This window comes from Vagococcus sp. JNUCC 83 (genome assembly GCF_053667615.1).
In genome coordinates, this window is sequence record NZ_CM132204.1 from 1,884,892 (window position 1) to 1,910,494 (window position 25,603).

General features: G+C 33.9%; 23 protein-coding genes and 1 riboswitch. Of the genes, 11 read left to right on the plus strand and 12 right to left on the minus strand.

Annotated features, from left to right (window positions below):
• Positions 1 to 28: 28 nt before the first annotated feature.
• On the minus strand, positions 29 to 1,795 hold the full coding sequence (gene aspS / locus JNUCC83_RS09140) for an aspartate--tRNA ligase (RefSeq protein ID WP_454459732.1): 1,767 nt from the start codon (positions 1,793 to 1,795) through the stop codon (positions 29 to 31).
• A gap of 379 nt (positions 1,796 to 2,174) precedes the next feature.
• Here aspS and JNUCC83_RS09145 point away from each other — a divergent pair, with 379 nt between their 5' ends.
• Complete coding sequence (locus tag JNUCC83_RS09145; protein ID WP_454459733.1) at positions 2,175 to 3,491, plus strand: N-acetylmuramoyl-L-alanine amidase family protein; 1,317 nt, start codon at positions 2,175 to 2,177, stop codon at positions 3,489 to 3,491.
• Between the two features lie 43 nt (positions 3,492 to 3,534).
• Here the strand turns inward: JNUCC83_RS09145 and JNUCC83_RS09150 are convergent, their stop codons facing one another.
• Positions 3,535 to 4,614, minus strand: coding sequence for a 3D domain-containing protein (locus JNUCC83_RS09150; protein WP_454459734.1), 1,080 nt, complete (start codon positions 4,612 to 4,614; stop codon positions 3,535 to 3,537).
• 149 nt (positions 4,615 to 4,763) lie between these two features.
• On the opposite strand from JNUCC83_RS09150, the gene JNUCC83_RS09155 reads away from it, so the two are divergent.
• The 3 genes from JNUCC83_RS09155 (at position 4,764) to JNUCC83_RS09165 (ending at position 8,768) form a co-directional block, all read left to right on the plus strand.
• Entirely contained in the window at positions 4,764 to 5,240 is a 477-nt protein-coding gene (locus JNUCC83_RS09155) for a nucleoside 2-deoxyribosyltransferase (protein WP_454459735.1), read from the plus strand.
• A 77-nt stretch (positions 5,241 to 5,317) separates the two neighbouring features.
• Entirely contained in the window at positions 5,318 to 7,045 is a 1,728-nt protein-coding gene (locus JNUCC83_RS09160) for an ABC transporter ATP-binding protein (protein WP_454459736.1), read from the plus strand.
• Positions 7,038 to 8,768, plus strand: a complete 1,731-nt coding sequence (locus tag JNUCC83_RS09165) for an ABC transporter ATP-binding protein (protein WP_454459737.1) — start codon at positions 7,038 to 7,040, stop codon at positions 8,766 to 8,768. The genes JNUCC83_RS09160 and JNUCC83_RS09165 overlap by 8 nt, the downstream gene beginning before the upstream one ends.
• A 48-nt stretch (positions 8,769 to 8,816) precedes the next feature.
• Here JNUCC83_RS09165 and JNUCC83_RS09170 read toward each other — a convergent pair whose 3' ends face one another.
• The 4 genes from JNUCC83_RS09170 to mgsA all read right to left on the minus strand — a co-directional run bounded on the left by JNUCC83_RS09170 (position 8,817) and on the right by mgsA (position 11,254).
• Positions 8,817 to 9,308 carry an LURP-one-related family protein gene (locus tag JNUCC83_RS09170; RefSeq protein ID WP_454459738.1) on the minus strand — a complete coding sequence of 164 codons (492 nt, stop codon included), beginning with the start codon at positions 9,306 to 9,308 and terminating at the stop codon, positions 8,817 to 8,819.
• 69 nt (positions 9,309 to 9,377) lie between these two features.
• A complete protein-coding gene (locus JNUCC83_RS09175) occupies positions 9,378 to 10,058 on the minus strand; it encodes a YjjG family noncanonical pyrimidine nucleotidase (RefSeq protein ID WP_454459739.1) in 681 nt (226 codons plus the stop codon).
• A gap of 88 nt (positions 10,059 to 10,146) precedes the next feature.
• A complete protein-coding gene (locus tag JNUCC83_RS09180; RefSeq protein ID WP_454459740.1) occupies positions 10,147 to 10,671 on the minus strand; it encodes a folate family ECF transporter S component in 525 nt (174 codons plus the stop codon).
• A 39-nt stretch (positions 10,672 to 10,710) separates the two neighbouring features.
• A riboswitch (THF riboswitch) is annotated at positions 10,711 to 10,815 on the minus strand.
• Between the two features lie 61 nt (positions 10,816 to 10,876).
• Positions 10,877 to 11,254 (minus strand): methylglyoxal synthase, encoded by a 378-nt coding sequence (mgsA, locus tag JNUCC83_RS09185; RefSeq protein WP_454459741.1) that lies wholly within the window; start codon positions 11,252 to 11,254, stop codon positions 10,877 to 10,879.
• 116 nt (positions 11,255 to 11,370) lie between these two features.
• Here mgsA and JNUCC83_RS09190 point away from each other — a divergent pair, with 116 nt between their 5' ends.
• Both JNUCC83_RS09190 and JNUCC83_RS09195 read left to right on the plus strand, forming a co-directional pair.
• On the plus strand, positions 11,371 to 12,477 hold the full coding sequence (locus JNUCC83_RS09190; protein ID WP_454459742.1) for an ABC transporter ATP-binding protein: 1,107 nt from the start codon (positions 11,371 to 11,373) through the stop codon (positions 12,475 to 12,477).
• Positions 12,478 to 12,620: 143 nt separating this feature from the next.
• Positions 12,621 to 14,363 carry an IS1182 family transposase gene (locus JNUCC83_RS09195; protein WP_454459743.1) on the plus strand — a complete coding sequence of 581 codons (1,743 nt, stop codon included), beginning with the start codon at positions 12,621 to 12,623 and terminating at the stop codon, positions 14,361 to 14,363.
• Here JNUCC83_RS09195 and JNUCC83_RS09200 read toward each other — a convergent pair.
• The 6 genes from JNUCC83_RS09200 to JNUCC83_RS09225 all read right to left on the minus strand — a co-directional run bounded on the left by JNUCC83_RS09200 (position 14,290) and on the right by JNUCC83_RS09225 (position 19,993).
• Positions 14,290 to 14,853 (minus strand): hypothetical protein, encoded by a 564-nt coding sequence (locus JNUCC83_RS09200; RefSeq protein WP_454459744.1) that lies wholly within the window; start codon positions 14,851 to 14,853, stop codon positions 14,290 to 14,292. The two genes, JNUCC83_RS09195 and JNUCC83_RS09200, sit on opposite strands and share 74 nt — an antisense overlap.
• A gap of 83 nt (positions 14,854 to 14,936) precedes the next feature.
• Positions 14,937 to 15,821, minus strand: coding sequence for a 16S rRNA (adenine(1518)-N(6)/adenine(1519)-N(6))-dimethyltransferase RsmA (gene rsmA / locus JNUCC83_RS09205; RefSeq protein WP_454459745.1), 885 nt, complete (start codon positions 15,819 to 15,821; stop codon positions 14,937 to 14,939).
• The gene (gene rnmV / locus JNUCC83_RS09210) at positions 15,814 to 16,389 is read right to left on the minus strand and encodes a ribonuclease M5 (protein WP_454459746.1); all 576 of its coding nucleotides are present in this window, start codon (positions 16,387 to 16,389) and stop codon (positions 15,814 to 15,816) included. Before rnmV ends, rsmA begins: the two co-directional genes overlap by 8 nt.
• Positions 16,382 to 17,158 (minus strand): TatD family hydrolase, encoded by a 777-nt coding sequence (locus tag JNUCC83_RS09215; RefSeq protein ID WP_454459747.1) that lies wholly within the window; start codon positions 17,156 to 17,158, stop codon positions 16,382 to 16,384. The genes rnmV and JNUCC83_RS09215 overlap by 8 nt, the downstream gene beginning before the upstream one ends.
• Positions 17,159 to 17,236: 78 nt before the next feature.
• Positions 17,237 to 19,246 carry a methionine--tRNA ligase gene (gene metG / locus JNUCC83_RS09220; RefSeq protein ID WP_454459748.1) on the minus strand — a complete coding sequence of 670 codons (2,010 nt, stop codon included), beginning with the start codon at positions 19,244 to 19,246 and terminating at the stop codon, positions 17,237 to 17,239.
• 126 nt (positions 19,247 to 19,372) lie between these two features.
• Positions 19,373 to 19,993, minus strand: a complete 621-nt coding sequence (locus JNUCC83_RS09225) for a DUF1054 family protein (protein WP_454459749.1) — start codon at positions 19,991 to 19,993, stop codon at positions 19,373 to 19,375.
• A gap of 303 nt (positions 19,994 to 20,296) precedes the next feature.
• Here JNUCC83_RS09225 and JNUCC83_RS09230 point away from each other — a divergent pair, with 303 nt between their 5' ends.
• From JNUCC83_RS09230 to JNUCC83_RS09250, 5 genes are all read left to right on the plus strand, one after another.
• Positions 20,297 to 22,513 (plus strand): glycoside hydrolase family 3 C-terminal domain-containing protein, encoded by a 2,217-nt coding sequence (locus tag JNUCC83_RS09230; RefSeq protein ID WP_454459750.1) that lies wholly within the window; start codon positions 20,297 to 20,299, stop codon positions 22,511 to 22,513.
• Between the two features lie 159 nt (positions 22,514 to 22,672).
• Positions 22,673 to 23,269: a TetR/AcrR family transcriptional regulator gene (locus JNUCC83_RS09235; protein WP_454459751.1), complete on the plus strand. Its 597-nt coding sequence runs from the start codon at positions 22,673 to 22,675 to the stop codon at positions 23,267 to 23,269.
• Between the two features lie 14 nt (positions 23,270 to 23,283).
• Complete coding sequence (locus tag JNUCC83_RS09240) at positions 23,284 to 23,688, plus strand: DUF2871 domain-containing protein (RefSeq protein WP_454459752.1); 405 nt, start codon at positions 23,284 to 23,286, stop codon at positions 23,686 to 23,688.
• A 60-nt stretch (positions 23,689 to 23,748) separates the two neighbouring features.
• On the plus strand, positions 23,749 to 24,816 hold the full coding sequence (locus JNUCC83_RS09245) for an ABC transporter permease (RefSeq protein WP_454459753.1): 1,068 nt from the start codon (positions 23,749 to 23,751) through the stop codon (positions 24,814 to 24,816).
• 5 nt (positions 24,817 to 24,821) lie between these two features.
• Positions 24,822 to 25,502 carry an ABC transporter ATP-binding protein gene (locus tag JNUCC83_RS09250; RefSeq protein WP_454459754.1) on the plus strand — a complete coding sequence of 227 codons (681 nt, stop codon included), beginning with the start codon at positions 24,822 to 24,824 and terminating at the stop codon, positions 25,500 to 25,502.
• The last annotated feature ends 101 nt before the right edge of the window (positions 25,503 to 25,603 follow it).

The following is a 25,603-nucleotide window of genomic DNA, read 5'->3' on the forward strand; positions in this document are numbered from 1 at the left end:
ATTTTCTTGACTACCTAACAGAAAACGATCAATCTTCTAATTCAACATTTAATGATAATTCCTCTAACTGTTCTTTTGAAGCGATACTCGGCGCTGAAGTCATCAAATCCGCAGCTTTACTATTTTTAGGGAAAGCAATTACTTCACGGATATTGTCTTTTTTCGCAAGTAACATGACTAAACGATCCAGTCCTAAAGCAATTCCTCCATGTGGTGGGAAGCCATAATCAAGCGCGTCTAATAGAAAACCAAATTGTGACTCAGCAGATTCTTTGGTAAAACCTAATGCTTTAAACATTTTTTCTTGTAACTCACGTTGATAAATTCTTAATGAGCCTCCACCAAGTTCATAACCATTTAATACAACGTCATATGCTTTGGCATAAACTTTCTCAGGAGAAGTTTCTAATAATTCTATGTCGCTTTCTTTTGGCATTGTAAACGGATGATGCGCTGCAACAAAACGATTTTCTTCTTCAGAGTACTCAAATAATGGCCAGTCCACTACCCATAAGAAATTAAATTTATCTGAATCAATTAAGTCTAATTCTTTTCCTAGGCGATTTCTTAATGCACCTAGTGATGCTGCTACAACTGATTGAGTGTCTGCACCAAATAGTAATAAATCTCCTACTTGTGCCTTTGTTGTTTCAATTATTTTATCACTCGCATCGACTAAAAACTTAGCAATGGGGCCTTTTAGACCATCTTCTTCAACTTTCACCCAAGCTAAACCTTTTGCACCAAACTGGGACAGCCACTCACCCAATTTATCTAAATCTTTGCGTGAATAGTTTCCTACTGCTTGTTTAGCATTTAGAGCTTTAACAGTTCCACCAGAATTTAAAGCATTTTGGAAAACTTTAAATTCAACATCTTTAACAGCATCTGTCATGTCTATTAATTCCATACCAAAACGTGTGTCAGGCTTATCACTTCCAAATCGTGCCATTGCGTCATCATATGTCATACGAGGAAACGGTAAGGGTATATCGACTCCCATAACTTCTTTCATCACTTTATATAGTAAATTTTCTGTATAAGTTTGGATGTCTTTTTCCGTTAAGAAACTTGTTTCAATATCCACTTGAGTAAATTCTGGCTGACGATCACCACGTAAATCTTCATCTCTAAAGCAACGTACGATTTGATAGTAACGGTCAACACCTGCTCCCATTAATAATTGTTTCGTGGTTTGCGGTGATTGTGGCAAAGCGTAAAAATGCCCCGGATGAACACGTGAAGGGACTAAGTAATCTCTTGCCCCTTCAGGAGTTGATTTATTTAGATAAGGTGTTTCGATATCTAAAAATCCATTGTCATTTAAAAACTCACGAATCACGCGTGTCACATGATGTCTAAGTGTTAGATTATGAAGCATTGATGGTCGTCTAATATCCATGTAGCGGTATTTCATACGAACATCATCACTAATTGTTTGATCATCTTCTATAACAAATGGCGGTGTTTTGGCTTCATTATAGATAACAATATCTTCTGCAATGATTTCTACTTTACCTGTTTTCATTCGAGGATTAACTGCTGAACCAGTACGTTCAACCACCTTTCCTTGCACACCGATGACATACTCGCTACGACAAGAATCAGCAATCTCTAATGCTTTTTCCGAAACTTCCGGATTAAATACTACTTGCACAATTCCTTCTCTATCTCGCAAGTCAATAAAAATCAACCCTCCTAAATCACGGCGCTTTTGCACCCAACCTTTTACTACAACTTCTTGTCCTAAATCTTTTTCAGATACTAAACCACAATATGTTGTTCGCTCTTGCATGTTACCTATCTCCTTTAACTAAATCATTATTGTTTAAAACAAAAAAAGCCCTTGTTATTATATAACAAGGACGAATAATTTCTTACACGTGGTACCACCTATTTTTAAAAAGTGAAGTCACTCTTTCTCTAAACGAAATAACGCTCGCTAGCGGGATATATTACTATCCATCTCCAGAGTGTCAGTCCTTTTCAATGAATGGTTTCACCATATCCATTCTCTCTTTATAATAAAAAAGGCACGTCTCCTTCATCGATACTCTACTTTAAAATACTAAAAACAAGACAAAAAGTCAAGATATAATAGTCTAACTCACTACTCATCTTTCTCTTTTTTTGCTATAATATTCTGTATCAATTAATCTTATGAGGTAAACCATGTGAAAAACACAAACTCAATAAATCGTACGATAAAAATGTTCATCATTAATGCTTTAGTTATCGCTCTTGTTTTTATCGGTTTTAATTATATGCGTGGTAATAATCAAATCGCTACTGTTGGTACCACTGCTTTAAACGTTCGCGCAAAACCAGATCCTTATGCTTCGGTTATCACCCAAGTCCACAAAGAGGATAAAGTAACCATCACTAGTCAAAAAAATAATTGGTATAAAATACAAACTGCCGATAAAACGGTAGGCTGGGTACCAGATTGGTTGCTCTTTGATGGTACAAGTGGTCCATATACAAATTTAACTGCTTCAGTATCTAAACGAAATACCGAATTAAAAAAAGAGAATTCTGAGAATAGCAAAACAATTAAAACCTTAAAAAAGAACGAACATGTCAATGCAACATTGGAGTTAAACGGATGGGTTAGAATTTATAGTGATGGAGATTATGGTTGGATTCCAAGCGATAGTTTAACCATTCAAAAAAATCGTGCAAACAAATACAAAGAAGATCAAGCACTACATGTCGCAACAACATCTGCTTTTCTAATGAGTAAAAGTGAAACATCAAGTCAGCAAGAGGAATTATTAAAATATGGTACTAGCGTTACTTTCCTTTCTGAAACCGAAAATGGATGGATGAAAGTCAAAACGAAAGACGGGAAGACAGGTTTCCTGAATTCTTGGCAAGTGACTTCTAGAAAAATATCCGATAAAGAAGAAAAACCAGGGATTCCAATGCCTGAGTTTACGATTATGTTAGACCCTGGACATGGCGGCGATGATCCTGGCGCTCAGACAAATGATGGAGCGACATTAGAAAAAGAAGTCACTTTAAAAACCGCTCTAGCTGTTAGAAAAGAGTTGCAATCTCATGGCTTCAATGTCCTTATGACTCGTGACACAGATAAGTTTGTCTCACTAACGAATATCGGCAAGATAAGTTCTGAAAGCCAAGCTAATGCGTTTATTAGTTTTCATTACGACTCCAGCGCAACAGCAAACACAGCATCTGGAACAACGACTTTCTACCGTAAAGACAGTGGAAAACTATTGGCTCAATCTATCAATGATAGTATTGCTAACATCTTGCCTCTAGACAACAGAGGCTTTGGAAAACAAGATTATCAAGTTTTAAGAGAAAACTCTAAACCAGCAGTCTTACTTGAGTTGGGATATATAAACAATGATTTTGATGCTGCTTATATCAAAAACGAAAAGTATCACCAAAAAGTTGCTGAATCAGTTTATGATGGATTAATGGTTTATATAGAAGAAAAAAGTAGTAAAGGTGCTGAAAATTAAAAAAGATTCAAACAACACGATCATATGTTGTTTGAATCTTTTTTTATTGAATAGTAACCGTTACTGTCCGACGTCCCCACTGTAAGCACTCAGCTACTGTGTTAAAGTGAACATCGATAATGTTTCCCTTGATTGCTCCACCAGTATCCCCAGCTATAGCAAAGCCATAGCCAGAAACTTCTACTAATGAGTTTAATGGAATAACATTTGGATCTACAGCGATAACACGAGAATTTTTTCTTAAATCAATCCCTGTCGCTGTGTAAGGTGTTAAACCAGCTTCGCTATATGAATAAGCTGTGGATTGCATTGTTAAAGTACGACCATTACCACTAGAGGTTGGCTGTTCTACAGGTGTTGATACACTAGAAGCTCCAGAGGTTGTACTGCTAGAACTTGATGACTCACTTTCTTGACCAGAATTAGTAGAAACAGTTGCTGTTTCAGAAGATTTTTTTAATTCTTCTGCTTTTTTAGCCATCTCTTTTTCTTTGGCTACTTGAGCTTCTTTAATCATACGTTCTTCAGATAATTTTTTTAGTGTTGCTTCATTGTCTGCTAGTTCTTTTTTCAACCCACTGACTTGTGACTCTAATGCTACCTTATCAGTTTCTACTTTAGTTTGTTTTTCCGCTAAAATTTGTTGATCCATAACCAACTCTTCTCGTAATTTTTCAAGTTTTTCTTTATCGGTTTCTAATGTATCAATTTTGTTTTTTTCAGCAGTTTGTAGTACAGACACAGCATAAGCACGGTTGATAAAATCTGATACACTTTCAGCACTTAATAATGTGCTAACAACATTTGTATTCTGTTCATTTGTTTGAATAGTTTTCATACGTGAAGCAACCATTTCTTTACGCTTATCCATGCTACGTTTTGTCTTTTCTATTTGTTGTTGAGTAGAAAGAATTTTTGTCTCTGTATCATGCACTTCATTTTTTAAGTTTTCTAAGTCTCTATAATTTTTATTCACATTATCAAGAGCGCTATCGATTTTTTCACTAATCTCTACGCTTTGTTTTTTTACGTCTTCTTCTTTTGTTGCTGCAAATAATGATACTGGCATGCTTGTTAGCATGACAAAGCATAACAAACCAGTTATAGTTTTCCTATAATTCAACAATCGCCAACACCTTTCATTTAATAACGTTCACTTTTTATCTTCACTAATTATACAAGACTGATGCATACTTAATATGACATTTTCTTTACAAATTATTACAAATTAAGGTATTCTATTATACAAATGTAATAGTTAGGAGTGATTTTATGACCAACATCTATTTTGCTAGCCCTTTATTTTCAACAATGGAAAAAAATTACAATGAATGGCTTGTGAAAAAAATCAGAGAAATGTATACCGACGTTAGTGTGTATTTACCTCAAGAACAAATGGAAATCAACGATAAAAATAGTTATGCAGATTCCAAAATGATTGCTACTTACGATACTAATGCTTTACTAAACAGTAATTTAATGATTGCTGTACTCGATGGCCAAAGTATCGACGTTGGGGTGGCAACTGAGATTGGGGTTGCTTATCAAGCGGGCATCCCAATTATTGGTTTGTTTACCGATAGTAGACAGCAGGGCGCTGATAACACTAAAAAAATAACTGCCTTACAAGATATAGCAGAATCCCAATTCCCTTATGTTAACTTATATACAATTGGGTTAATTAAACTAAATGGCCAAGTCGTTAATTCCGAAGATGATTTATTAACACAAATACACTCATATCTTTAAACACTAGCGAACATCTTTTACTACTTTTTAGTATAGGATGTTCGCTAAAATCATGTTACCCTATTTAAAGAAAGGATGTGACCAACTTGTCAGTATTTTCATACACAAAAAAATATAAAAAGCAACTCGTGTTAGGCCCTACATTTAAATTAATGGAAGCCATATTTGAATTAACACTTCCTCTATTTATGGCTTATCTCATCGACTCAGGAATCAGGCAAAATAATCTGTCCATCGTTTATTCATCTGCAATATATATGTTTATTTTATCTCTATTAGGACTTTTTTGTGTCCTAATTTGTCAGTATTATGCTTCTGTCGCCTCACAAGGTTTCGGAACAGAATTAAGGTTTGCTGTCGTCAAAAAAATCACGCAATTTTCTCATACAGAGATTGATGAATTTGGTCCAGATACTTTTTTAACTCGTACCATAAATGACGTCAATCAACTACAGCTAGCACTAGCTATGTTCATCCGATTAGTGATTCGTGCCCCATTTTTAAGTATTGGTTCAATCGTTATGGCGTTTACTATTAACACATCTATGGGATTTATTTTTTTACTAACTGTGCCTATATTTTCATTTATACTATACATTTTGATGAGTAAAACTGTTCCCAAATATCAAAAAGTTCTATCATCTATTGATTTGTTAAACACTGTCACAAGTGAGCAATTAACAGGTGTAAAGGTCATCCGTGCTTTTGCTAAAGAAGACGCAATGGAAAAAAAATCAGCAGACGTAAGCGAACAATTAGCGACTCGCTACATCAATATGTCAAAATTATCCGCCCTTATGTCGCCCTTAACATTATTTATGACAAACATGATTATCGCTCTCATTTTATGGGTCGGTGACTTTCATATTACTGCTGGAAATCTACAAACTGGAGACATTGTGGCTTTAATCAACTATATGTTACAACTTCTTGCCGCATTGATTGTTGTTGCTAATTTAGTGACAATTTTTGTCCGTGCTTTTTCGGCAAAAAAACGAGTAGAAGAAATATTAAACACTACGCCAAATATAATAACTGGAAAAAGCATGAAAACATTACAAATTCAATCAGATAACACATTATCATTTGACCATATTAGCTTTTATTACCCTGGCTCATCTCAAAATGTGTTAAAAGATATATCTTTTGACTTAAAAAAAGGAAACCAACTTGGAATTGTTGGGCCTACTGGCAGTGGAAAAACTACTTTAATCGAACTAATCCAAAAGTTTTACTTACCTACAGAAGGCATTTTGCTGCTAGATAACATCAATATTATTGATTTAAATACAGGTGATATAAGAGAAGCTATCAGTTACGTGTCTCAAAAAAGTGTTATTTTTTCCGGAACCATCAGAAGTAACTTACAAATGGGATTAAAAAACGCAACAGACAGTGATTGTTGGCAAGCATTAAAATGGGCTGATTGTTTAGAGTTTATTGATGATTTAGATTCTCCTACAGCAGAAAATGGAACAAACTTCTCTGGAGGACAACGTCAACGTTTAGCTATAGCTCGAGCGTTAATTAACCAACCAAGTATTCTTATATTAGATGATGCTTTGAGTGCATTAGACTACAAAACAGACCTAACTATTCGTCAAACTTTAGCTAAGTTAACATTTATAAAAAACAGCATTATTGTGTCACAACGAATTTCTTCTGTAAAAGAAGCTGATTATTTATTGGTCCTAAACCAAGGAGAATTAGTTGCTCAAGGAAATCACCAACAACTAATGAAAACCTCCGACTTTTATCAACAAATTGTTGCATCTCAAACAAAGGAGGAAAAATCACATGTTTAAACAAACCATTGATCAATTCACTCCTTATTTGCGTCCTTTTAAAAAATCAATCATCTTAAATGCTTTACTTAGCATCATTTATGGTTTGAGTAGCGTCCTTGTCACTATGTATATCGGAAAATCTGTAGATAGTATCTCTCAAAACGGGACACAGCACTTAAAAACCAATCTAGCAATAATTATTAGTTTAACTTGTCTGTCTGCCGTTAGTTTTTACTTTCTTCAGCGAATTAGCCAATATATTGCCTATACTTCAGTCAAGCAAGTTAGAAAAAAAGCCTATCAAAAATTAAATAAGTTACCTATGAACTATTTTGATACGCACTCTCAAGGTGATACGATGAACCGATTTAGTACTGATTTGGATTATATCTCTGAAGCATTATTGGCTTTGTTTAATCAACTTTTTCCAAGTATGACTATTATTATTGTTGCTCTTGGAATTATGTTATCCCTTAATGTCTTGTTAACAGGGATTATTCTACTCGTTACAGTATGTATGTTCTTAGTCAACTACATCATCGCTAAAAAAGGACAACATTATTTTAATAAACAACAGCAACTTCTAGGAAGTATGTCAGGCTATATAAACGAGCAATACCATCACTTAAAAACCATTAAAACTTATGAGTATGAAGAATCGATTGTAACGCATTTTCACACCATGAATCTTGAATTACAGCAAGTTGGTCAACGGGCACAATTTATTTCTTCATTAACCAACCCACTCTCCCGCTTTATTGATCACATCGGCTACTTACTCATTGGTTTAATCAGTGGTTTATTAATCGTTAGACTGTCTATTCCTTTATCACTAGGGATACTATCAAGCTTTATTATCTATTCTGGGCAATTTTCTAAACCACTCATAGAATTGTCAGGCATTACGACTCAACTTCAAACAGCTTTTTCTAGTATTCAGCGTATTGATGAGTTACTTAATGAATCAGAGGAAATGGTAACCGCCCAAACGTTGATAACTGACTTTAAGCCCAAGGGAAATATTTCATTTTCACATGTCTATTTCTCTTATACTCCTGACAAACCATTGATTGAAGATTTTAATTTATCAATTAAAAGTGGGCAAACAGTTGCTATCGTTGGGAAAACAGGAGCTGGAAAATCAACGTTAGTCAATTTGTTAATGAACTTTTATCCTTTAGATAAAGGTGTGATAACTATAGATAACATGCCAATTACAGATATACCTAAACAACAGTTACGTCGACAATTCGGGATGGTCTTACAAGAAAATTGGTTATTTCAAGGAAGTATCTGGGACAATTTAACATTTGGTAAAGAAGATGCAACACAAGATGAAGTCATCACAGCTTGTAAAGAAGCCAACATTTATCATTTTATCAGCCAATTACCTAACGGGTTTCAAACTATAATTGGGCAATCAGGCATATTATTATCTGAAGGACAGAAACAACTTTTTACAATTGCTCGAACAATGATTAGCAAACCAGCCATGTTAATACTAGATGAAGCCACAAGTTCCATCGATACATTAACTGAACAACACATTCAAACAGCTTTCGATACGATGATGCAACATAAAACTAGTTTCATCATTGCACATAGACTATCTACAATAAAAAAAGCTGATGTGATTTTAGTCATGGATAAAGGAAAAATTATCGAAACCGGAACGCATGAAGACTTACTAAAACAAAATGGCCCGTACTCAAATTTATATCACTCTCAATTTTCACACTAAAAAATACTCATTCTAGTTTAGCTATTGCCTCTAACTAGAATGAGTATTTTATTTTAACGTATTAACACTTGCTTCCATTTTTTTCATGGAATCTAGAGCTAACATGAGTCCCACAGTCTGTGCTTCATTTGCTTTCTCAAAAACAGTCATTTCATAAGCATCACCCAAAGCAGTCCATCTATTTCTCACTTTTGATACTTTACGGTAGCCTGACATGACATCAAAGTCCATTGACCACCAATCATCAAACACCTCTAAATCATCACTTGTGATATTAAATGTCATACTAGAAATAGAGGGTGATTGTTCCACTGTAAATGAAACCTTATCATCAACAATAACATCCAAACATGGGAGTGTCGTACCAATATGTCTTTCAACACGTACAACTTCTTCTCGCTTATTATTACAAACACTATAACAACTCAATCCATTATCATCGAAACAGTTGATACTATATACCTTATCCCCATTTCTTGTAATGATTTCTCGTGTGTTTTCATTAGTATAATCCTCTTTTAACATAAATAGTTGACGCATCACGTACACCTCTTTAGTAGTTTATTATACCAATAAAACAAATTCCCCGTAATACGACTTTTCTTCCAACTAAACTAAAGCTAAGACATCTCTTAATGCATCTACTTTATAAGTATATGTTTTTTCAGATGTTTCTGCTCCATTACTAAACCAAATTGAATCAATACCTACACGATTTGCTCCTTCAATATCTGAAGATAAACTATCACCAATCATCACAACTTGCGATAAGTCTTTTAGTTGAGAGTCATTGAATATATAATCAAAAAAACGTGCATCAGGTTTTTCAAACCCAACTTCCTCAGAAATGTATAATTCATCAAATAAATGAGTAATACCTGCATTAGCCAAACGTTTTCTCTGAGTTTCACCAACACCGTTTGTTCCAGCAAAAATAACGTATCCATTTGACTTAAGTTGTTGTAGCAAGTCTATTGAGCCACCCATTACATCATTTCTCTCTTCAAGAAAATGACGGTATTGCTCATCAACTAGTACACCATCCACAACGATATTATTCGCCAAAAAGAATCGTTTAAAACGTTCTTTTAAAACAATATCCTTACTGATTTTACCATCTTCTAATTGGTCCCACAAGTCATGATTAATTTCTTTATACTGTTTAAATGTTTTTTCATTAAAAACAACACCATATGTGGCAAATACTTTTTGAAGTGCGTAATATTCTGAACGACTAAAATCGAGTAACGTATTATCTATATCAAATATAATATATTGATATTTTTTCATGTATACCCTCCTTTTTTCTTCCTACCATACTTTATAACATAAAAAAAAGCAGTGTGTCTATATACACTCTGCTTTTTGTATGATTTTTTTATGAAGCAAATTTAACTAATTGCTTTTGTATGATTTTAACATTGGCTAACCAATATGTTCCAATCACATGGACAACCAATAAAATCAGAGAACTCACAATACGGCTTGGAATGTTTGCCACAATACCTGGACCATACATTAAGTATAACCAAAACGTATTCATTCCTAAGTTTACAACTAGCGTCACAATCACATTGACTGTAATAATGCGTTTTAGTGTCATTTCTTTTTTATAGTAGAATAATCCATATAAAAAGGCTGACAAAAAGGCTGACAACGTAAATCCTGGGAAAAATCCTGCTGTCACTGGAAATAATGTAATCCCAATAAAGTCAGCTAAGGCATTTCCTATCCCTGCCACAAGTGGCGAGAACATCATACACATCAACACAACCGCTACAAACGTAAAACTAATACGAACAAACGGTGTTTGAATCGAAATAAATCGTGTTAATACGATTTGCAATCCCATTAATACCCCCATCAATGCGATCGACTTTGGTGTAAAATCATTTTTGCTCATTCTAGCATCTCCTTTTATTTAGAGTTGCTACATCCATTATGCAGCGAATGCAGAAATAAGGCCGCAAGCACTCCACTTGTACTTTTCGTCCACTAAGCAACATCCCATCCTAGTGGCACTTGACGCTATATTTCCTACTCTGTTAATTGTTTTACACATCGTACTATATCATAATGAAAAAAAATTACAATAAAGACTATCGTAGTCAAATTTTCGCCAAATTCTCTAACTCTTTAAACAGTAACATCGCAGTGCTTTTATTTGTTGCTAGAGGGATTTCATAGACATCGCTTAGACGAATCAACGCAGTCACGTCTGGCTCGTGTGGCTGAGCGGTCAATGGATCACGTAAAAAGATAATCATATCCATCTCTCCTTCCGAAACACGTGCACCTATTTGTTGGTCGCCTCCTAAAGGGCCTGATTTAAATCGATAAACTGATAAATCTGTTGCTTCTTGAATCCGAAGACCTGTTGTCCCTGTTGCAAACAATTCGTGTTTACTCAACACCTTTTCAAATTTTTTGGTTAATGCTACCATTTCATCTTTCTTTTTATCGTGAGCTATCAGTGCAATTTTCATTTTTTTCTCTCCTTTTCGTCATATTGCCCAAAAGTCTAGGCATGTTTACATTGTAAGCGTATTACTGATTTTATTATACTGTATTTAATAAAACAAATGAAAGAAGGATATACACTATGGTAGAAATTGCTTTAAAACACATTTATAAAAAATATGACGGAAATCCTAATTATTCTGTTACAGATTTTAATTTGCATATTGAAGACCGCGAATTTATCGTGTTTGTTGGCCCTTCTGGTTGTGGTAAATCGACAACGTTACGTATGGTCGCAGGTCTTGAAGATATCTCGGAAGGAGAACTTTGGATTGGTGACAAACTAGTCAATGATGTTGCTCCAAAAGATCGTGATATCGCCATGGTTTTCCAAAATTACGCCTTATACCCTCATATGACTGTTTATGATAATATGGCATTTGGTTTAAAACTTCGTAAATATGATAAAACTGAAATAAGAAAACGTGTGGAAAATGCTGGTGAAATCCTTGGTTTAACAAATTACTTGCAACGAAAACCAGCTGCTTTATCAGGTGGGCAACGACAACGTGTCGCCCTAGGACGTGCGATTGTACGCGATGCAAAAGTATTCTTAATGGATGAGCCTTTATCAAACTTAGATGCTAAATTACGTGTGGCGATGCGTGCTGAGATTGCCAAACTTCATCGTCGCCTAGAAACAACAACCATTTACGTTACCCATGATCAAACTGAAGCAATGACTATGGCTGATCGCATTGTTATTATGAAAGATGGTTTTATCCAACAAATCGGGACGCCAAAGGAAGTATACGATACTCCTAATAATGTCTTTGTTGCCGGTTTTATTGGTTCACCTGCTATGAATTTATTTAACGTTGAATTAACAGATAATGGTCATATAACTGATGGTCATGATTTAAACGTTAAGTTGCCTGAAGGAAAATTCAAAGTATTACGTGATCAAGGCTATGTTAATAGACCTCTCATCTTTGGTATCCGTCCTGAAGATATCCATAGTGAAATTTTAGCTAAAGAAACCGCGCCTAATAGTATTGTAAAATCCGAAGTCGTTGTCTCAGAATTACTAGGTGCTGAAACTATGCTTTATACAAAAACTGGCGAAACAGAATTTATCTCAAAAGTCGATGCTAGATCAACCTATCGACCTGGTGAAATCATTGAGTTAGCTTTTAACTTAAACAAAGCTCACTTCTTTGACCCAGAAACAGAACAAGTAATTAGATAATAACGAAGAGGCTGACCCAAAAGTCTCTAGAGTAAACTAAAAGGAAGAAAATCTTTTTTCGATTTTCTTCCTTTTTTGACGTAAAAAATAGCACTATCCTATATAATTAAAGTGACGAAACCAACTAAAAAGGAGTGCTATTTATGTATAAGAATTATAACACGAAACAGGTTACTTTATCACTGAATTTAGATATTTATTTAGAAGAAAATGATATCGCTTTTGCGATTGATGAATTAGTAGAAAGTATCCCTGTGGATGTGTTCTCAGTTTTTGAGCATCGAATGGGAACTTCGTCTTATCATCCAAAAATGATGTTGAAGCTTATTCTGTGTGGCTACACTCAATCTATTTTTTCAGGAAGAAAGATAGAAGCTATGTCTAAAGATAGCATTCGTGCCATGTGGTTAACGCAATCACAGACACCTAACTTCAGAACAATTAATCGATTCAGAGTGAACCCACTGGTTCAACCGATACTTCAAGAATGTTTTATTCAATTTAGAAATCAGCTTGTTTCTCAACAATTAATTGATGAAGAAGCTATTTTTATTGATGGAACAAAGTTAGAAGCCAACGCAAATAAATATACCTTCGTTTGGAAAAAGAGCACACAACGTTATGAAGAATCTTTGAGAGAGAAGTCAAAGTCCTATTATCAACAACTTGTAGAAGAGCAAATTATTCCATCTATTTGTTCAGAAGATGATGAGTTAAACACAGAAAATTTAAAACAAATCATTGATGAGTTGGAAATGAAAGTAAGTGATTTAAGTACTAAAATTGAAAATACTTCAGATGTTCAAGAGAGAAAAGAACTTCGTTCTGAGCGTAAAGAGCCTAAAAAAGCATTGAAAGCTTTTTCTAACTTTATCTATAGAAAGAAAAAATATAAAGAACAACATGATATTTATAACGGTAGAAATAGCTACTCTAAAACAGATCATGATGCCACTTTTATGAGAATGAAAGATGACCACATGATGAATGGTCAGTTAAAACCTGGATATAACGTTCAAATTGCAACCAATCATCAATACGTTTTAGCATATGAAACATTTTCAAATCCAACGGATTTTAAAACAATGATTCCCTTCTTAGATACTATCAAGAAATCTTATTTTGACTTACCTAAATACATTGTGGCTGACGCAGGTTATGGTAGTGAAGAAAACTATCAAGCAATTTTAGATGATTTTGAAAGAACTCCATTAATTACTTATACAATGTATCAGAAAGAACACACTAAAAAATACAAACAAAATCCATTTATTCCAGATAACTGGATTTATAATGAATTGGCAGATACTTATATTTGTCCGAATAATCGAGAAGTCAAATTTAGAAATTACTCTACTCGAGCGGATAAATCTGGATTCAAAAGACACCTTAAAATGTATGAATGTGAGTCTTGTTTAAATTGCCCAGTTAGAGCATTATGTACTCGTGCGAAGAGTAGTAAAAATCGAGTGATTCAAAAAAATGGGAATTGGGAATATTTTAAGGCTCACGTAAGAGAGCTTTTGAAAGAGGATGTCACAGGAGAAATATACCGTCAAAGAAAAATAGATGTTGAACCAGCCTTTGGAAATCTGAAGGCTAATTTGGCATTCAATCGATTCTCTGTAAGAGGAAAAGATAAGATTTCACAGGAGCTGGGATTTGCATTAATGGCACTAAATTTAAGAAAACTTAGAAAAAATAGGAAGGATATTAGTAAGAGATCACGAAAAAACAAGCATTCTGAAATGAGAGGTTTCATTTTGGAATGCTTGTTTTCAGTAAAGAGACTTTTGGGTCAGCCTCTTTTATTTATTTTTTTGCCGCTAAATATACTGGAAAAGAAAAGCGTATTCCAATTTTTTGAGCAATTATATAAGCAATAGAAAAATCTATTAAACTATGTATAAACCCACCCACACCAACTAGAACAATGACTGATTGGAAAAATCCCATTGTATAACTTGCCTCACCTACTCCATCTGTCATAAAGAAGAACGTCACGATTAACGTTTCAAATAATGCATGGACTAATCCTAACACAATATTAAACATAATCATCTTTTTAGGTGAATAAACAATACTTGGTCTTTTTTGTAAATACAATGCACCAAAGAAAGCAAAAAGCACATGAGATAATGCCCTCATCCCAATAATAAAAGGTGTCGTCATGAAAAAGCCAAATGCTGTCCCTAACGCAACAAGTATTGCAACTAATGGTGAAACGAACATTGCTAACATAACCGGGACATGACTCGCTAATGTATAAGATGCTGGTCCAATCACAATTCTCACTGGCATAATCATTGGAATCATAATCCCTAATGCAATCAAAAATGCTGCATACGTCATCATTTGTACCGAATTTTTTTTCATTTTTTACGTTCTCTCCATTTATCATTTATGTATATGATAAGCAATACACAAACTTTTGTCAATGAACAATCACAACCATCACTTTATTTTTTATTCGTGATTAACGTGTTTGATAGTTTACCAAATTCTGCAATACTTAATGTTTCACCACGACGTTTTGGATCAATGTCACTTTCTTCTAACGATTTTTCTAACCAGTGTTTTGTGTCCTCATCTTTCCCAAAACGACTGGTTAAATTATTCCACAATGTTTTACGTCGTTGCGTAAAAGAGGCACGTGTTAATTCAAAGAAAAATGTTTCATCAATCACATCAACAATTGGCTTTTCTCTTTTTTCTAATTTAATAATGGCTGAATCCACATTGGGTTGTGGGACAAATGCTGTTTTAGGCACGATAAAAGCAAGTTTTGCTTCCATATAAAATTGGACAGCAATAGATAATGAGCCATAAGCTTTTGTCGATGGCTTTGCCGTCATTCTGTCTGCTACTTCTTTTTGCATCATCACAACCATTGTCGTAATATCAAGTGGTGACATCAGTAGATGCATCATGATAGGTGTCGTAATATAGTAAGGTAAATTAGCAACGACTTTAATTGGTTGAGTATCATCAAATACTTTTTTTGCTTCAGTTACAACATCAGCTTTTAAAATATCTTCATTAACCACTGTCACATTATCATAAGGTGACAGCGTATCTTCTAATACTGGAATTAAACGTTGATCAATTTCAAACGCTAACACTTTCCCTGCATTTCTTGCCAGGTGTTCCGTTAGAGCCCCAATACCTGGTCCAATTTCAATTACACCATCTTCTTTTGATAAATCTCCTGTTTCGGCAATTTTTCTTAAAATATTAGGTTCTGTTAAAAAATTTTGCCCCAAACTTTTTTTAAACGAAAAACCATGTTTTTTAAGTATCTCTTTCGTTCGGCTAGGTGTTGCTATATCTTTGTATTCATTCATTCGTTTCACCTTCTATTATCTCTTTCATTGCCTCTAAAAATTTTTCTTTTGTTATTTGAAATATACTCAATCGTTTTTTTAATTGTTTGCCATTTGTGTAACCAATATTAAGTAATTCTCCTAGTTTCTCCCGCTTCACCTTCGCACCACTACCTGCAATTAGTCCAAATTGCATCAAATCTTCCACTGTGATGTCAGATTCAAATTGATTGGTTGTAGGTGTTGAAACATCTTTTAATGCTTGGATAATTGCTTCATTACTGGCATGTTCTACACCTAAACTACCATGTTTCTTTTTGGGTGCTCCTTTTTCTCTAGTAATAAAAGCATGTTTCGCCTCGGGGACGACAGCCATAATCTGCTTACGTATTTTTTCACCTGGAAAATCAGGGTCAGTAAACACAATCACACCACGTACACGCTGAGCATGTTTAATTTTATCCAACGTTTCGTTACTCAGTGCCGAACCATTTGTTTCTATCGTGTCAACATCTAACACTTGTTGCAATCGCTTTGTATCGTCTTTTCCTTCTACAACCACGATTTCTGATATTTTTTCTTTAATCATTTTCTGCTAACCTAAACAATCTATGCGCATTTTTAGTCGTTTCTTTTGCTACTGTTTGATATGGTAATTGTCGCAATTCTGAAATTTTATCTACCACATAATGCGTGTACCCTGGTTCATTACGTTTTCCACGATATGGCACAGGTGCTAAATATGGGGCATCTGTTTCAACTAATAATTTATCCATCGGCACAATTTTAGCTGCTTCTTGAACCTCTAATGTTTTCTTAAACGTGACAACACCACTAAATGAAATGTGCATGCCTAAATCTAAGAAACGTTTGGCCCACTCACTATCACCACCAAAACTATGCATAATGCCTCCGATATCTTGAATGCCTTCTGATTTTAAAATCTTATAAGTCTCTTCCATCGCATCTCTTGTGTGGATACTAATCGGTAAGTTCATCTCTTTAGCAATCGCAATTTGCCGACGAAAAACTTTTTCCTGCACAAATGGGTCGTCATTCATCCAATAATAATCCAGTCCAATCTCCCCTAATGCCACAACACGAGGATTGGTTAATTTTTCTTGTAACTCTTTTTCAATCTCTTTTGTATAGCTTCCCGCTTCAGTTGGGTGCCATCCAATAATACTATGAATAAATGGGTACTGTTCACTTAGTTCTAATGAGCGCTCAATTGTTGGGGTATCAAATCCTACAACCGCCATTTCACTGACGCCAAGTTGCTCTGCTCGTTCAATCACTTCTTTATAATCATCATTAAATTGTTCTGCATTTAAATGTGTATGTGTATCAAAAATCATAGTCCTCACTCCTATCACGATGATTTTAACATAAAAAGAGATTGAAAAAGACCTCTTTTCCAATCTCTTTAAAAATTTCTAGCCAACGATACTTCCGTTTTCTGCTCCCTTAGGTGCTTCAACAACATATAATTTTCCATCTGAATTTTCAGCTGATAAAATCATCCCTTGACTGATATGACCACGAATTTTTCTTGGTTTCAAGTTCGCTACAATAACTACTTTTTTACCAATTAAATCCATTGGTTCTGGATAAAATTCTGCAATACCAGATAAAATTTGACGATTTCCCTTGTCACCAGCATCTAATCTAAATTGTAATAATTTATCTGCTCCCTTAACTTTTTGGCAGTCCAATATTTCAGCTACCTTAAGTTCGACTTCATCAAATGTTTCGAACTTTACTTCTTTATCTTTGACAGAAACCAGTTCAACTTCTTCTGGATTCCACTCATCTTCTTTCGTTTGTTGATTCATGCTTTGAGCCATTTGTTCTTTGATATAAGCTACTTCTTCTTCAACATCTAGACGTGGGAAAATAGGCGTTCCTTTGCTGATAACTTTTGTCCCTGAAGGAAACTCACCGAAACGAATATCTATCATTGAAACTGTTTCAGCGTCTAAGCCTAGTTGACTAAATATTTCTTTTGGCGCTTGCGTCATAATTGGTTGTAATAAAATCGCCGCAATACGTAAACTTTCAGCTAAATGAACCATCACACTATTTAATTCTGTTTGTTTTTCTTCATCTTTAGCCAAATTCCATGGCTCGGTTTCATCAATGTATTTATTCGCACGAGAAATCAAACGCCATACTTCACTCAAGGCAATGTTAAATTCTAATTTTTCCATTGCTTTATTGTATTTACCAATAACATCTGCTGCTGTCGTTGATAATTCACTATCAAAATCAGTTACTTGAGACGCATAATTTGGTACCACACCATCACAATATTTATTAATCATTGCAATCGTACGATTTAATAAGTTTCCTAAGTCATTGGCTAAATCATAATTAACACGAGCTACAAAATCTTCTGGTGTAAATACACCGTCTGAACCAAATGGAATGGCACGCATTAAATAATAACGCAACGCATCTAGCCCATAACGTCTTACTAACATTTCAGGGTAAACCACATTCCCTTTTGATTTAGACATTTTACCATCTTGCATTACTAACCAACCATGAGCAAAAATTTGTTTTGGCAGTGGTAAATCAAGTGCCATTAACATAATTGGCCAATAAATCGTATGGAAACGAACGATTTCTTTTCCAACCATATGAACATCGGCTGGCCAATATTTTTGGAAATTGCTATCATCATCTGTCCCATAGCCTAATGCTGTAATGTAGTTTGATAATGCATCAATCCAAACATAAACCACATGCTTTGGATCACTTTCAACAGGAATTCCCCATTTAAAAGAGGTACGACTCACAGCTAAATCTTCTAAACCTGGCTTAATAAAGTTATTGATCATTTCATTTTTACGTGAAACTGGCTCAATAAAATCAGGATGTTCTTCGTAGTACTCTAATAAGCGATCAGCATATTTACTCATTTTAAAGAAATAACTTTGTTCTTTGACAAGTTCAACTTCATGGCCACTTGGTGCTAATCCACCAATGACTTTTCCATTTTCATCCTTGAAGACTTCAGCTAGCTGATTTTCAGTAAAATATTCTTCATCCGAGACAGAATACCATCCTTCATACTCACCTAAGTAAATGTCTCCTTGGTCGACTAAACGTTGGAAAATCTTTTGAACAGATTGTTTATGATCTGGATCTGTTGTACGAATAAATTTTGTGTAATCAATATCTAACAATTTCCACAACTTTTTAACGTCCATGGCCATTTCATCAACATATTCCTGTGGTTCAATACCTAGTTCTTTGGCCTTTTGTTCAATTTTTTGACCGTGTTCATCAAGACCTGTTAAATAAAAGACGTCAAACCCTTTCATTCGTTTGTATCGAGCCATGGCGTCACAGGCTATTGTTGTATATGAGCTTCCTATATGTAATTTCCCACTTGGGTAATAAATCGGAGTGGTGATATAAAAAGTTTTTTTATCTTCCACTGTTCATCCTCCTTTTAGTCGTTAGATGTCTACTCTACGACACATAATCACCGTTCATTATAGCATAATTCACTAAAAAAAATTAGTATTAGTAAAAATTTCGAATTGTCTAGGTATCGTAGTTACTTAGTTAGTAGATAATTTACAACATGCTTGATAAATTGGTATAAGTGACAGATAAGTTTTTAATATATTATCTAGTATGTCTTGAGATGACTTCTCACTAAACACTTTTTTAGGTATTACTCGACCAATTTGAAATTCACCTTTTTTAATGTCTTTCCATCTTGTTAAATCCTTTATTAATTGATTTATTTCTAAAGCATGATAATTATTTTGAGTATGATCTGTATTTATGACAAAATCATTTGGTAACTTTTCAAACCACTCCAAATTATCTAAACATTTTTGTGCCATCAACGCCTCATTTTGTGGGTTATCAATAAATGACAACCATACTACAACGTATTCCGGTGTAATGCCTAATTGAAAATGTGGAAATTTTTTATACCCTCTCTTATTGCCACCCATTGCACTCCATGTAAAATCTGGTGCATTAGTCGTTCTTCTGCGATGTTGTGCGATATGTATAGGTAATTTTTCTCCAAGAAAAGGCTCTAACTCACTCACTACAACATCATCGATTGATTGAAATACAGGTTGAATATATTTACGGATACCAACCATTCGTGCATCTAATCCTTCTATATTAAATACATCAAAACACGTTTCATTAAACATTATCATTTTTTCTCCTCACTTATTTTATCTACAAGAAAATGGTCTAAATGGATTACTTTTAATCTATCAAACCACTTCTATTCTGTCTATGATAAACATATCTCACTTCGACATTATACAACTCATATTTTCTGTTTTTTAATTGTATTGTTTTAAATTAATATAATTTTTTATTTTATTTAACTTTCAATCAAATTATGATGATATCTTCTATTTTTAATTATCTTAATATTTATAAGTGATATTTTTTTGTTATTAAATAAAAAAGCGTACAATTAAAGTACATTTAAAAAAAGGAGGAATATACTTATGGTATTAATAGATGCGAAATATGTTCAGTCACTTACATTGGAAGAAAAAGCCAAAATTGTCACAGGAATGAATTATTGGTACACACACAATATTGATGAACAAAACATCCCTTCAATCATGGTTACTGACGGGCCTTCTGGGTTAAGAAAACAAGCAGATAAAGGTGACGCTCTTGGGCTTAATGATAGCGTTGTTGCAATCAGCTTTCCAACTGCTGCTCTAACAGCTAGCTCATTTGATGAAGATATGATATATGATTTAGGGAAACATCTCGGCTACGCCGCACTAGCAGAAAATATTGGTGTTCTTTTAGGGCCTGGTATCAACATAAAACGAAGCCCTTTAGCTGGTAGAAACTTTGAATATTTTTCTGAAGATCCTTATGTAGCTGGAACCCTAGGCACAGCTTATGTGAATGGGGTACAAAGTACAGGAACAGGTGTTAGTTTAAAACATTTTGTTGCAAATAATCGAGAAAATCAGCGTTTCACATCATCCTCCAACATAGACGAACGAGCATTAAGAGAAATATATTTATCTGCTTTTGAGCAAGTCGTCAAAACAGCTTATCCAGAAACATTAATGTGTTCATACAATAAATTAAATGGCGAATTAATGTCGCAAAACAAACGTTTATTAACTGATATATTAAGGAATGAGTGGGGATTTGAAGGAATGGTGATGTCCGACTGGGGAGCTGTTGCTAACAGGACAAAATCATTGGAAGCTGGAATGGATTTAGAAATGCCCGGTCGTGGAGACATATCAATCACTGACATTGTCACCTCCGTTAAAGAAGGTAATTTAGAGGAATCTATTCTTGATCAATCTGTTATTCGCGTCCTAAAATTAGTCAATAAACATAAAGATAAAATAGCTAAGCAATATGATAAAGAGATTCAACATCAATTTGCTAGAAAAATTGCAGCAAACTCATTTGTGTTGCTAAAAAATGAGAACAACCTATTACCAATACATGACGAAGAATCTGTGCTAATTGTTGGAGAACTTGCAGATAAACCAAGATACCAAGGAGGCGGCAGTTCTCACGTCAATGCATATAAAGTCGTATCTCCATTAGAGGAAGCTAAAAAAATTGGGTATACAAATTATTCTAAAGGTTACTCTATTGATAGTGATTCTATTGACGAATCATTAATTTTTGAAACAATTGAAAAGGCAAAAAACAGCGATAAAATTATACTATTTGCTGGTCTACCAGCTTCAATGGAATCAGAAGGATTTGATAAAACAGAAAATAATCTCCCTGATAATCAACTCTATTTAATTCAACAACTAACCAAACTAAATAAACCTATTGCAATTGTCCTACAAAATGGATCTGCCATCAGCATGCCGTGGGTAGATAATGTAGGAGCTATTTTAGAAACTTATCTTGGAGGTGAAGCTGTCGGTGAAGCAACTTGGGACGTGTTAACAGGTAAAGTTAACCCTTCAGGAAAATTAGCAGAAACCTTCCCTGTCACATTAAGCGATACTCCAAGTTTTGGTACTTTTAATGCTAGCAAAACAGATGAGAACTATCATGAAAGTATTTTTGTAGGCTATCGCTATTACGACTTAAAACAAATTGAGCCGTTATTCCCATTCGGTCATGGTTTAAGCTATACTGATTTCACCTATTCAAATATATCTGTTACTCAAACTAATAACGATGTTACAGTGACTTTTACTATAAAAAATACTGGAAAAACAGCCGGATCAGAAGTAGCCCAACTCTACATTAGTAATCAAACAAGTGCTGTAGAAAAAGCTATTAAAGAATTAAAAGGCTTCAAAAAAGTCTATCTACAACCTGGCGAAGAAAAAACACTATCTATCGCTCTTGATCGTCGTTCATTTAGTTGGTATAACATAGAAAATGCTCAATGGCAAACTGATAATGGTACCTACAATCTATTAATCGGTGCTTCATCAAGAGATATTAAATTAACTTCTACAATTGATTTAACCATCGGCACAGAGATTAAAGAAACATTGAATTCTGATAGCTATCTTAGTCAACTCTTAAATCATCCAGATAAAAAAATCAACGATGCTTTGAAACAAACAGGTATTTATGATGCTATTCAATCATTGCTAACGAACAATAAAGGTAATATAGAGCTTCTTGAAAATATTCCTCTTAGATCAATGGCAATGATGGGAATTACAGATGAAAAAATCAATGAATTTTTAAAACTAATTAAATAATCTTTGAATCAAACACTCTACAATTAAGTTAGAATAGCTACTCTAATCTTATCCTGTAGAGTTTTTTTATGTACATAAATTTTACAAGCAATTAAAGTGACAAGTTGTTACTTAGTGTGTTATGATTTTCTTACTTAATTATTGAAAGGAGGACACTATATGCCAAAAGATACATTCCTTAATCTATCTGCACCTAAAAAAGAAAAAATAGATATGATTTTGCTAGATACTTTCTATAATCAATCTGTCAGCCAAGTCAAAGTATCACATATCGTTGAGCAGATGGAGATGTCCAGAGGTGCTTTTTATAAATACTTTGTTGATTTAGAAGATGCTTATGCCTATATTGTTAAACAACAATCTTTACTCATTCATCAAGATATTTTAGATTATATTGCTAAACACAAAAATAATTTTTTCCACGGCATTGAACAATATCTTATTTTTTGTTCCCACTTATCAACGGACAGTGCTTATTGGAAAGGTTTGTTGCTTTTAACTCGTGCAGACTATCAGCGGACAATGAAGCGTTTAGAATTAGATGACTCTTCTTACATGTTAAAGGAATGGATCAAATTATTAAATAACAATGAATTTACTATCCAAGAAACTCCAGAAGCCGTCAGTTTTCTCTATTTTATTATGGAGGTCGTTATGAATTCATTAACAGATTTCATTGTTAATGATTGGACGCCAGAAGAGTTGATTTTGGATTATCATTATAAAATTAAGTGGATTACCAAAGGAATCAAATAGGAGGGGATTTTAAAATGAAAAAATTAGCAAGAGCAAGTCTAAGTTACATGATTATTGGGTTAATCGGTGGCGTTTATTTCCGTGAAATGACTAAGTTCAATGACTTTGAAGGGTGGACTCAACTAAGTGTTGTTCATACTCACACGCTCATTTTAGGGATGTTTTTCTTCTTAATCGTTTTATTATTAGAAAAAAACTTCAACTTAACGAAACATAAAAACTTCAAAAAGTTCTATATGTTTTACAATATTGGATTAGGTGTTACACTATTAATGCTGTTGATTCATGGTACGATGACTGTCTTGGGTCTTGAAAGTTCTGCTGCAATTAGTGGAATTGCTGGATTAGGCCATATTATTTTAACAGTTGGTTTAGGCTTTTTCTTCCAGGTGTTATTACAATCAATCAAACAAGACTAATTGTCTTTTCAACTAGTTAGTGACAAATTGTTACTAAAAAAATGAAATGGAGGAATGTTTATGTTTTTAGCCTTAAAAGAAATGGGTTATTCAAAATTACGTTATACCTTAATTGTTGGAATTATGTTTTTAATCGGATTAGTTGTTTTTCTTCTATCAGGTTTAGCTGATGGATTATCCCAAGAATTTAGACAAGTTGTAGATGATTGGGATGCTAAAGAAATTGTTTTATCAGACGATGCTAATAATATTTTAGCAGCATCACAATTAAAAATAGATGATACCAAAGATGTTGATTCTAGTGATAAAGCACCCCTATCTTTATATAGCGGCGCTATCGGTGAAAAAAATGACAAAGTTAATATTAGTTTATTTGGTACAGATAAAGATGCATTCTTTTTACCAAAAATAACAAGTGGAGAATCTATAAAAGATGATAACGAAGTCATTATTTCTCAAAATCTTGCTGATAAAGGATTTAAATTAGATGATACTATAAAAGTTGGAAGTAACGACTTAAAGGTAAAAGTGGTAGGTATATTTCCATCTACATCTTACGTTGCTACTCCAGTTATGTATTCAACTGTTAAAACAGCAACTGAAATAAAATTTGGTAAAGATATGGTTAAAAGTACTGACAACTACCCTATCAATGCTATTTTAAGTAATGATTCAAAAACGACTCTATCAAGTGATTCTTTAACAAAATTAACAACTAACCAATTTATTGATAACTTGCCTGGATATACTGAACAAAGTCTAACTTTAGACTCTATGATTTATGTATTATTTGTGATTGCTTCAGCAGTTATCGGGATTTTCATGTATGTTATTACACTTCAAAAAACTGCAATTTTTGGTGTTATGAAAGTACAAGGAATCAATTCTTGGTTTATCTCTAAATCAATCCTTGCTCAATCATTTTTAGTGGGTGTTTTTGGAGTTGTACTTTCTGGTGTGGCAACTTATTTCTTAAGTTTAGTTTTACCAGATGCTATGCCATTTGCAATAAATATTACACAATGGTGTATCTACGGTGCAATACTTGTTGTCGTATCAACGATTGGCGGTCTGTTCTCTATTGTGACTGTTAATAAAGTTGACCCTATTAATGCAATTGGAGGTTAGAAAAAATGAAAACTATTTTAAATATGTCTCACATCACAAAAAAATTTGGTAAAGGTCATAATGAAGTCACTGCACTAAATGACTTAAGCTTCGAAGTAAAAGAGGGAGAATTTATTAGTGTTATTGGGCCATCTGGTTCTGGTAAAAGTACGTTCCTAACGATTGCTGGTGGTTTACAAAGTACCACAACAGGAAACATCAGCATCAATGACATTGATTTTACAGCTCTTCCTGAAAAGAAACGTGCAAAATTACGTTTTGATGAAATTGGTTTTATCTTACAAACCTCAAACCTTATCCCTTTTTTGACTATTGAAGATCAATTTACTTTAGTTGGAAAAGTCAAGAAACAAAAAGTTAACAAAGAAAAATTAGATACATTATTGAAATCATTAGACATCGATCATTTACGAAAAAGTTATCCTAGTGATTTATCTGGTGGAGAACGTCAACGTGTGGCAATTGCTCGTTCATTATATAATGATCCTAGTTTGATTTTAGCGGATGAACCTACAGCCAGCTTAGATACTGAACATGCTTATAATGTAGTGAAACTGCTAGTTAAAGAAGCTCACGATAAGAAGAAAGCAACAGTTATGGTAACACATGACATTCGAATGATTAAATGGAGTGATAGAGTGTTCCAAATGGAAGATGGTACGCTTAAAGAAGTACATGACTTTTAATATTTATGCCCTAGCCTTATAATAGGTTGGGGCATTTTATATAGGATTATCACTATCTTTTTATGCTCATTTCATTTAAAATGTATTTATTGTAAAGAAGC

Excerpts from the sequence above, each read along its gene's own strand:
- JNUCC83_RS09175 (WP_454459739.1), bottom strand. The coding sequence starts at position 10,058 with ATGAAAAAATATCAATATATTATATTTGATATAGATAATACGTTACTC.
- JNUCC83_RS09155 (WP_454459735.1), top strand. The coding sequence starts at position 4,764 with ATGACCAACATCTATTTTGCTAGCCCTTTATTTTCAACAATGGAAAAA.
- JNUCC83_RS09200 (WP_454459744.1), bottom strand. The coding sequence starts at position 14,853 with ATGAAAAAAAATTCGGTACAAATGATGACGTATGCAGCATTTTTGATT.
- mgsA (WP_454459741.1), bottom strand. The coding sequence starts at position 11,254 with ATGAAAATTGCACTGATAGCTCACGATAAAAAGAAAGATGAAATGGTA.
- aspS (WP_454459732.1), bottom strand. The coding sequence starts at position 1,795 with ATGCAAGAGCGAACAACATATTGTGGTTTAGTATCTGAAAAAGATTTA.
- JNUCC83_RS09225 (WP_454459749.1), bottom strand. The coding sequence starts at position 19,993 with ATGATAATGTTTAATGAAACGTGTTTTGATGTATTTAATATAGAAGGA.
- JNUCC83_RS09180 (WP_454459740.1), bottom strand. The coding sequence starts at position 10,671 with ATGAGCAAAAATGATTTTACACCAAAGTCGATCGCATTGATGGGGGTA.
- JNUCC83_RS09245 (WP_454459753.1), top strand. The coding sequence starts at position 23,749 with ATGTTTTTAGCCTTAAAAGAAATGGGTTATTCAAAATTACGTTATACC.
- rsmA (WP_454459745.1), bottom strand. The coding sequence starts at position 15,821 with ATGAATGAATACAAAGATATAGCAACACCTAGCCGAACGAAAGAGATA.
- JNUCC83_RS09235 (WP_454459751.1), top strand. The coding sequence starts at position 22,673 with ATGCCAAAAGATACATTCCTTAATCTATCTGCACCTAAAAAAGAAAAA.
- JNUCC83_RS09195 (WP_454459743.1), top strand. The coding sequence starts at position 12,621 with ATGTATAAGAATTATAACACGAAACAGGTTACTTTATCACTGAATTTA.
- JNUCC83_RS09170 (WP_454459738.1), bottom strand. The coding sequence starts at position 9,308 with ATGCGTCAACTATTTATGTTAAAAGAGGATTATACTAATGAAAACACA.
- JNUCC83_RS09230 (WP_454459750.1), top strand. The coding sequence starts at position 20,297 with ATGGTATTAATAGATGCGAAATATGTTCAGTCACTTACATTGGAAGAA.
- rnmV (WP_454459746.1), bottom strand. The coding sequence starts at position 16,389 with ATGATTAAAGAAAAAATATCAGAAATCGTGGTTGTAGAAGGAAAAGAC.
- JNUCC83_RS09165 (WP_454459737.1), top strand. The coding sequence starts at position 7,038 with ATGTTTAAACAAACCATTGATCAATTCACTCCTTATTTGCGTCCTTTT.
- JNUCC83_RS09250 (WP_454459754.1), top strand. The coding sequence starts at position 24,822 with ATGAAAACTATTTTAAATATGTCTCACATCACAAAAAAATTTGGTAAA.
- JNUCC83_RS09190 (WP_454459742.1), top strand. The coding sequence starts at position 11,371 with ATGGTAGAAATTGCTTTAAAACACATTTATAAAAAATATGACGGAAAT.
- JNUCC83_RS09215 (WP_454459747.1), bottom strand. The coding sequence starts at position 17,158 with ATGATTTTTGATACACATACACATTTAAATGCAGAACAATTTAATGAT.
- JNUCC83_RS09240 (WP_454459752.1), top strand. The coding sequence starts at position 23,284 with ATGAAAAAATTAGCAAGAGCAAGTCTAAGTTACATGATTATTGGGTTA.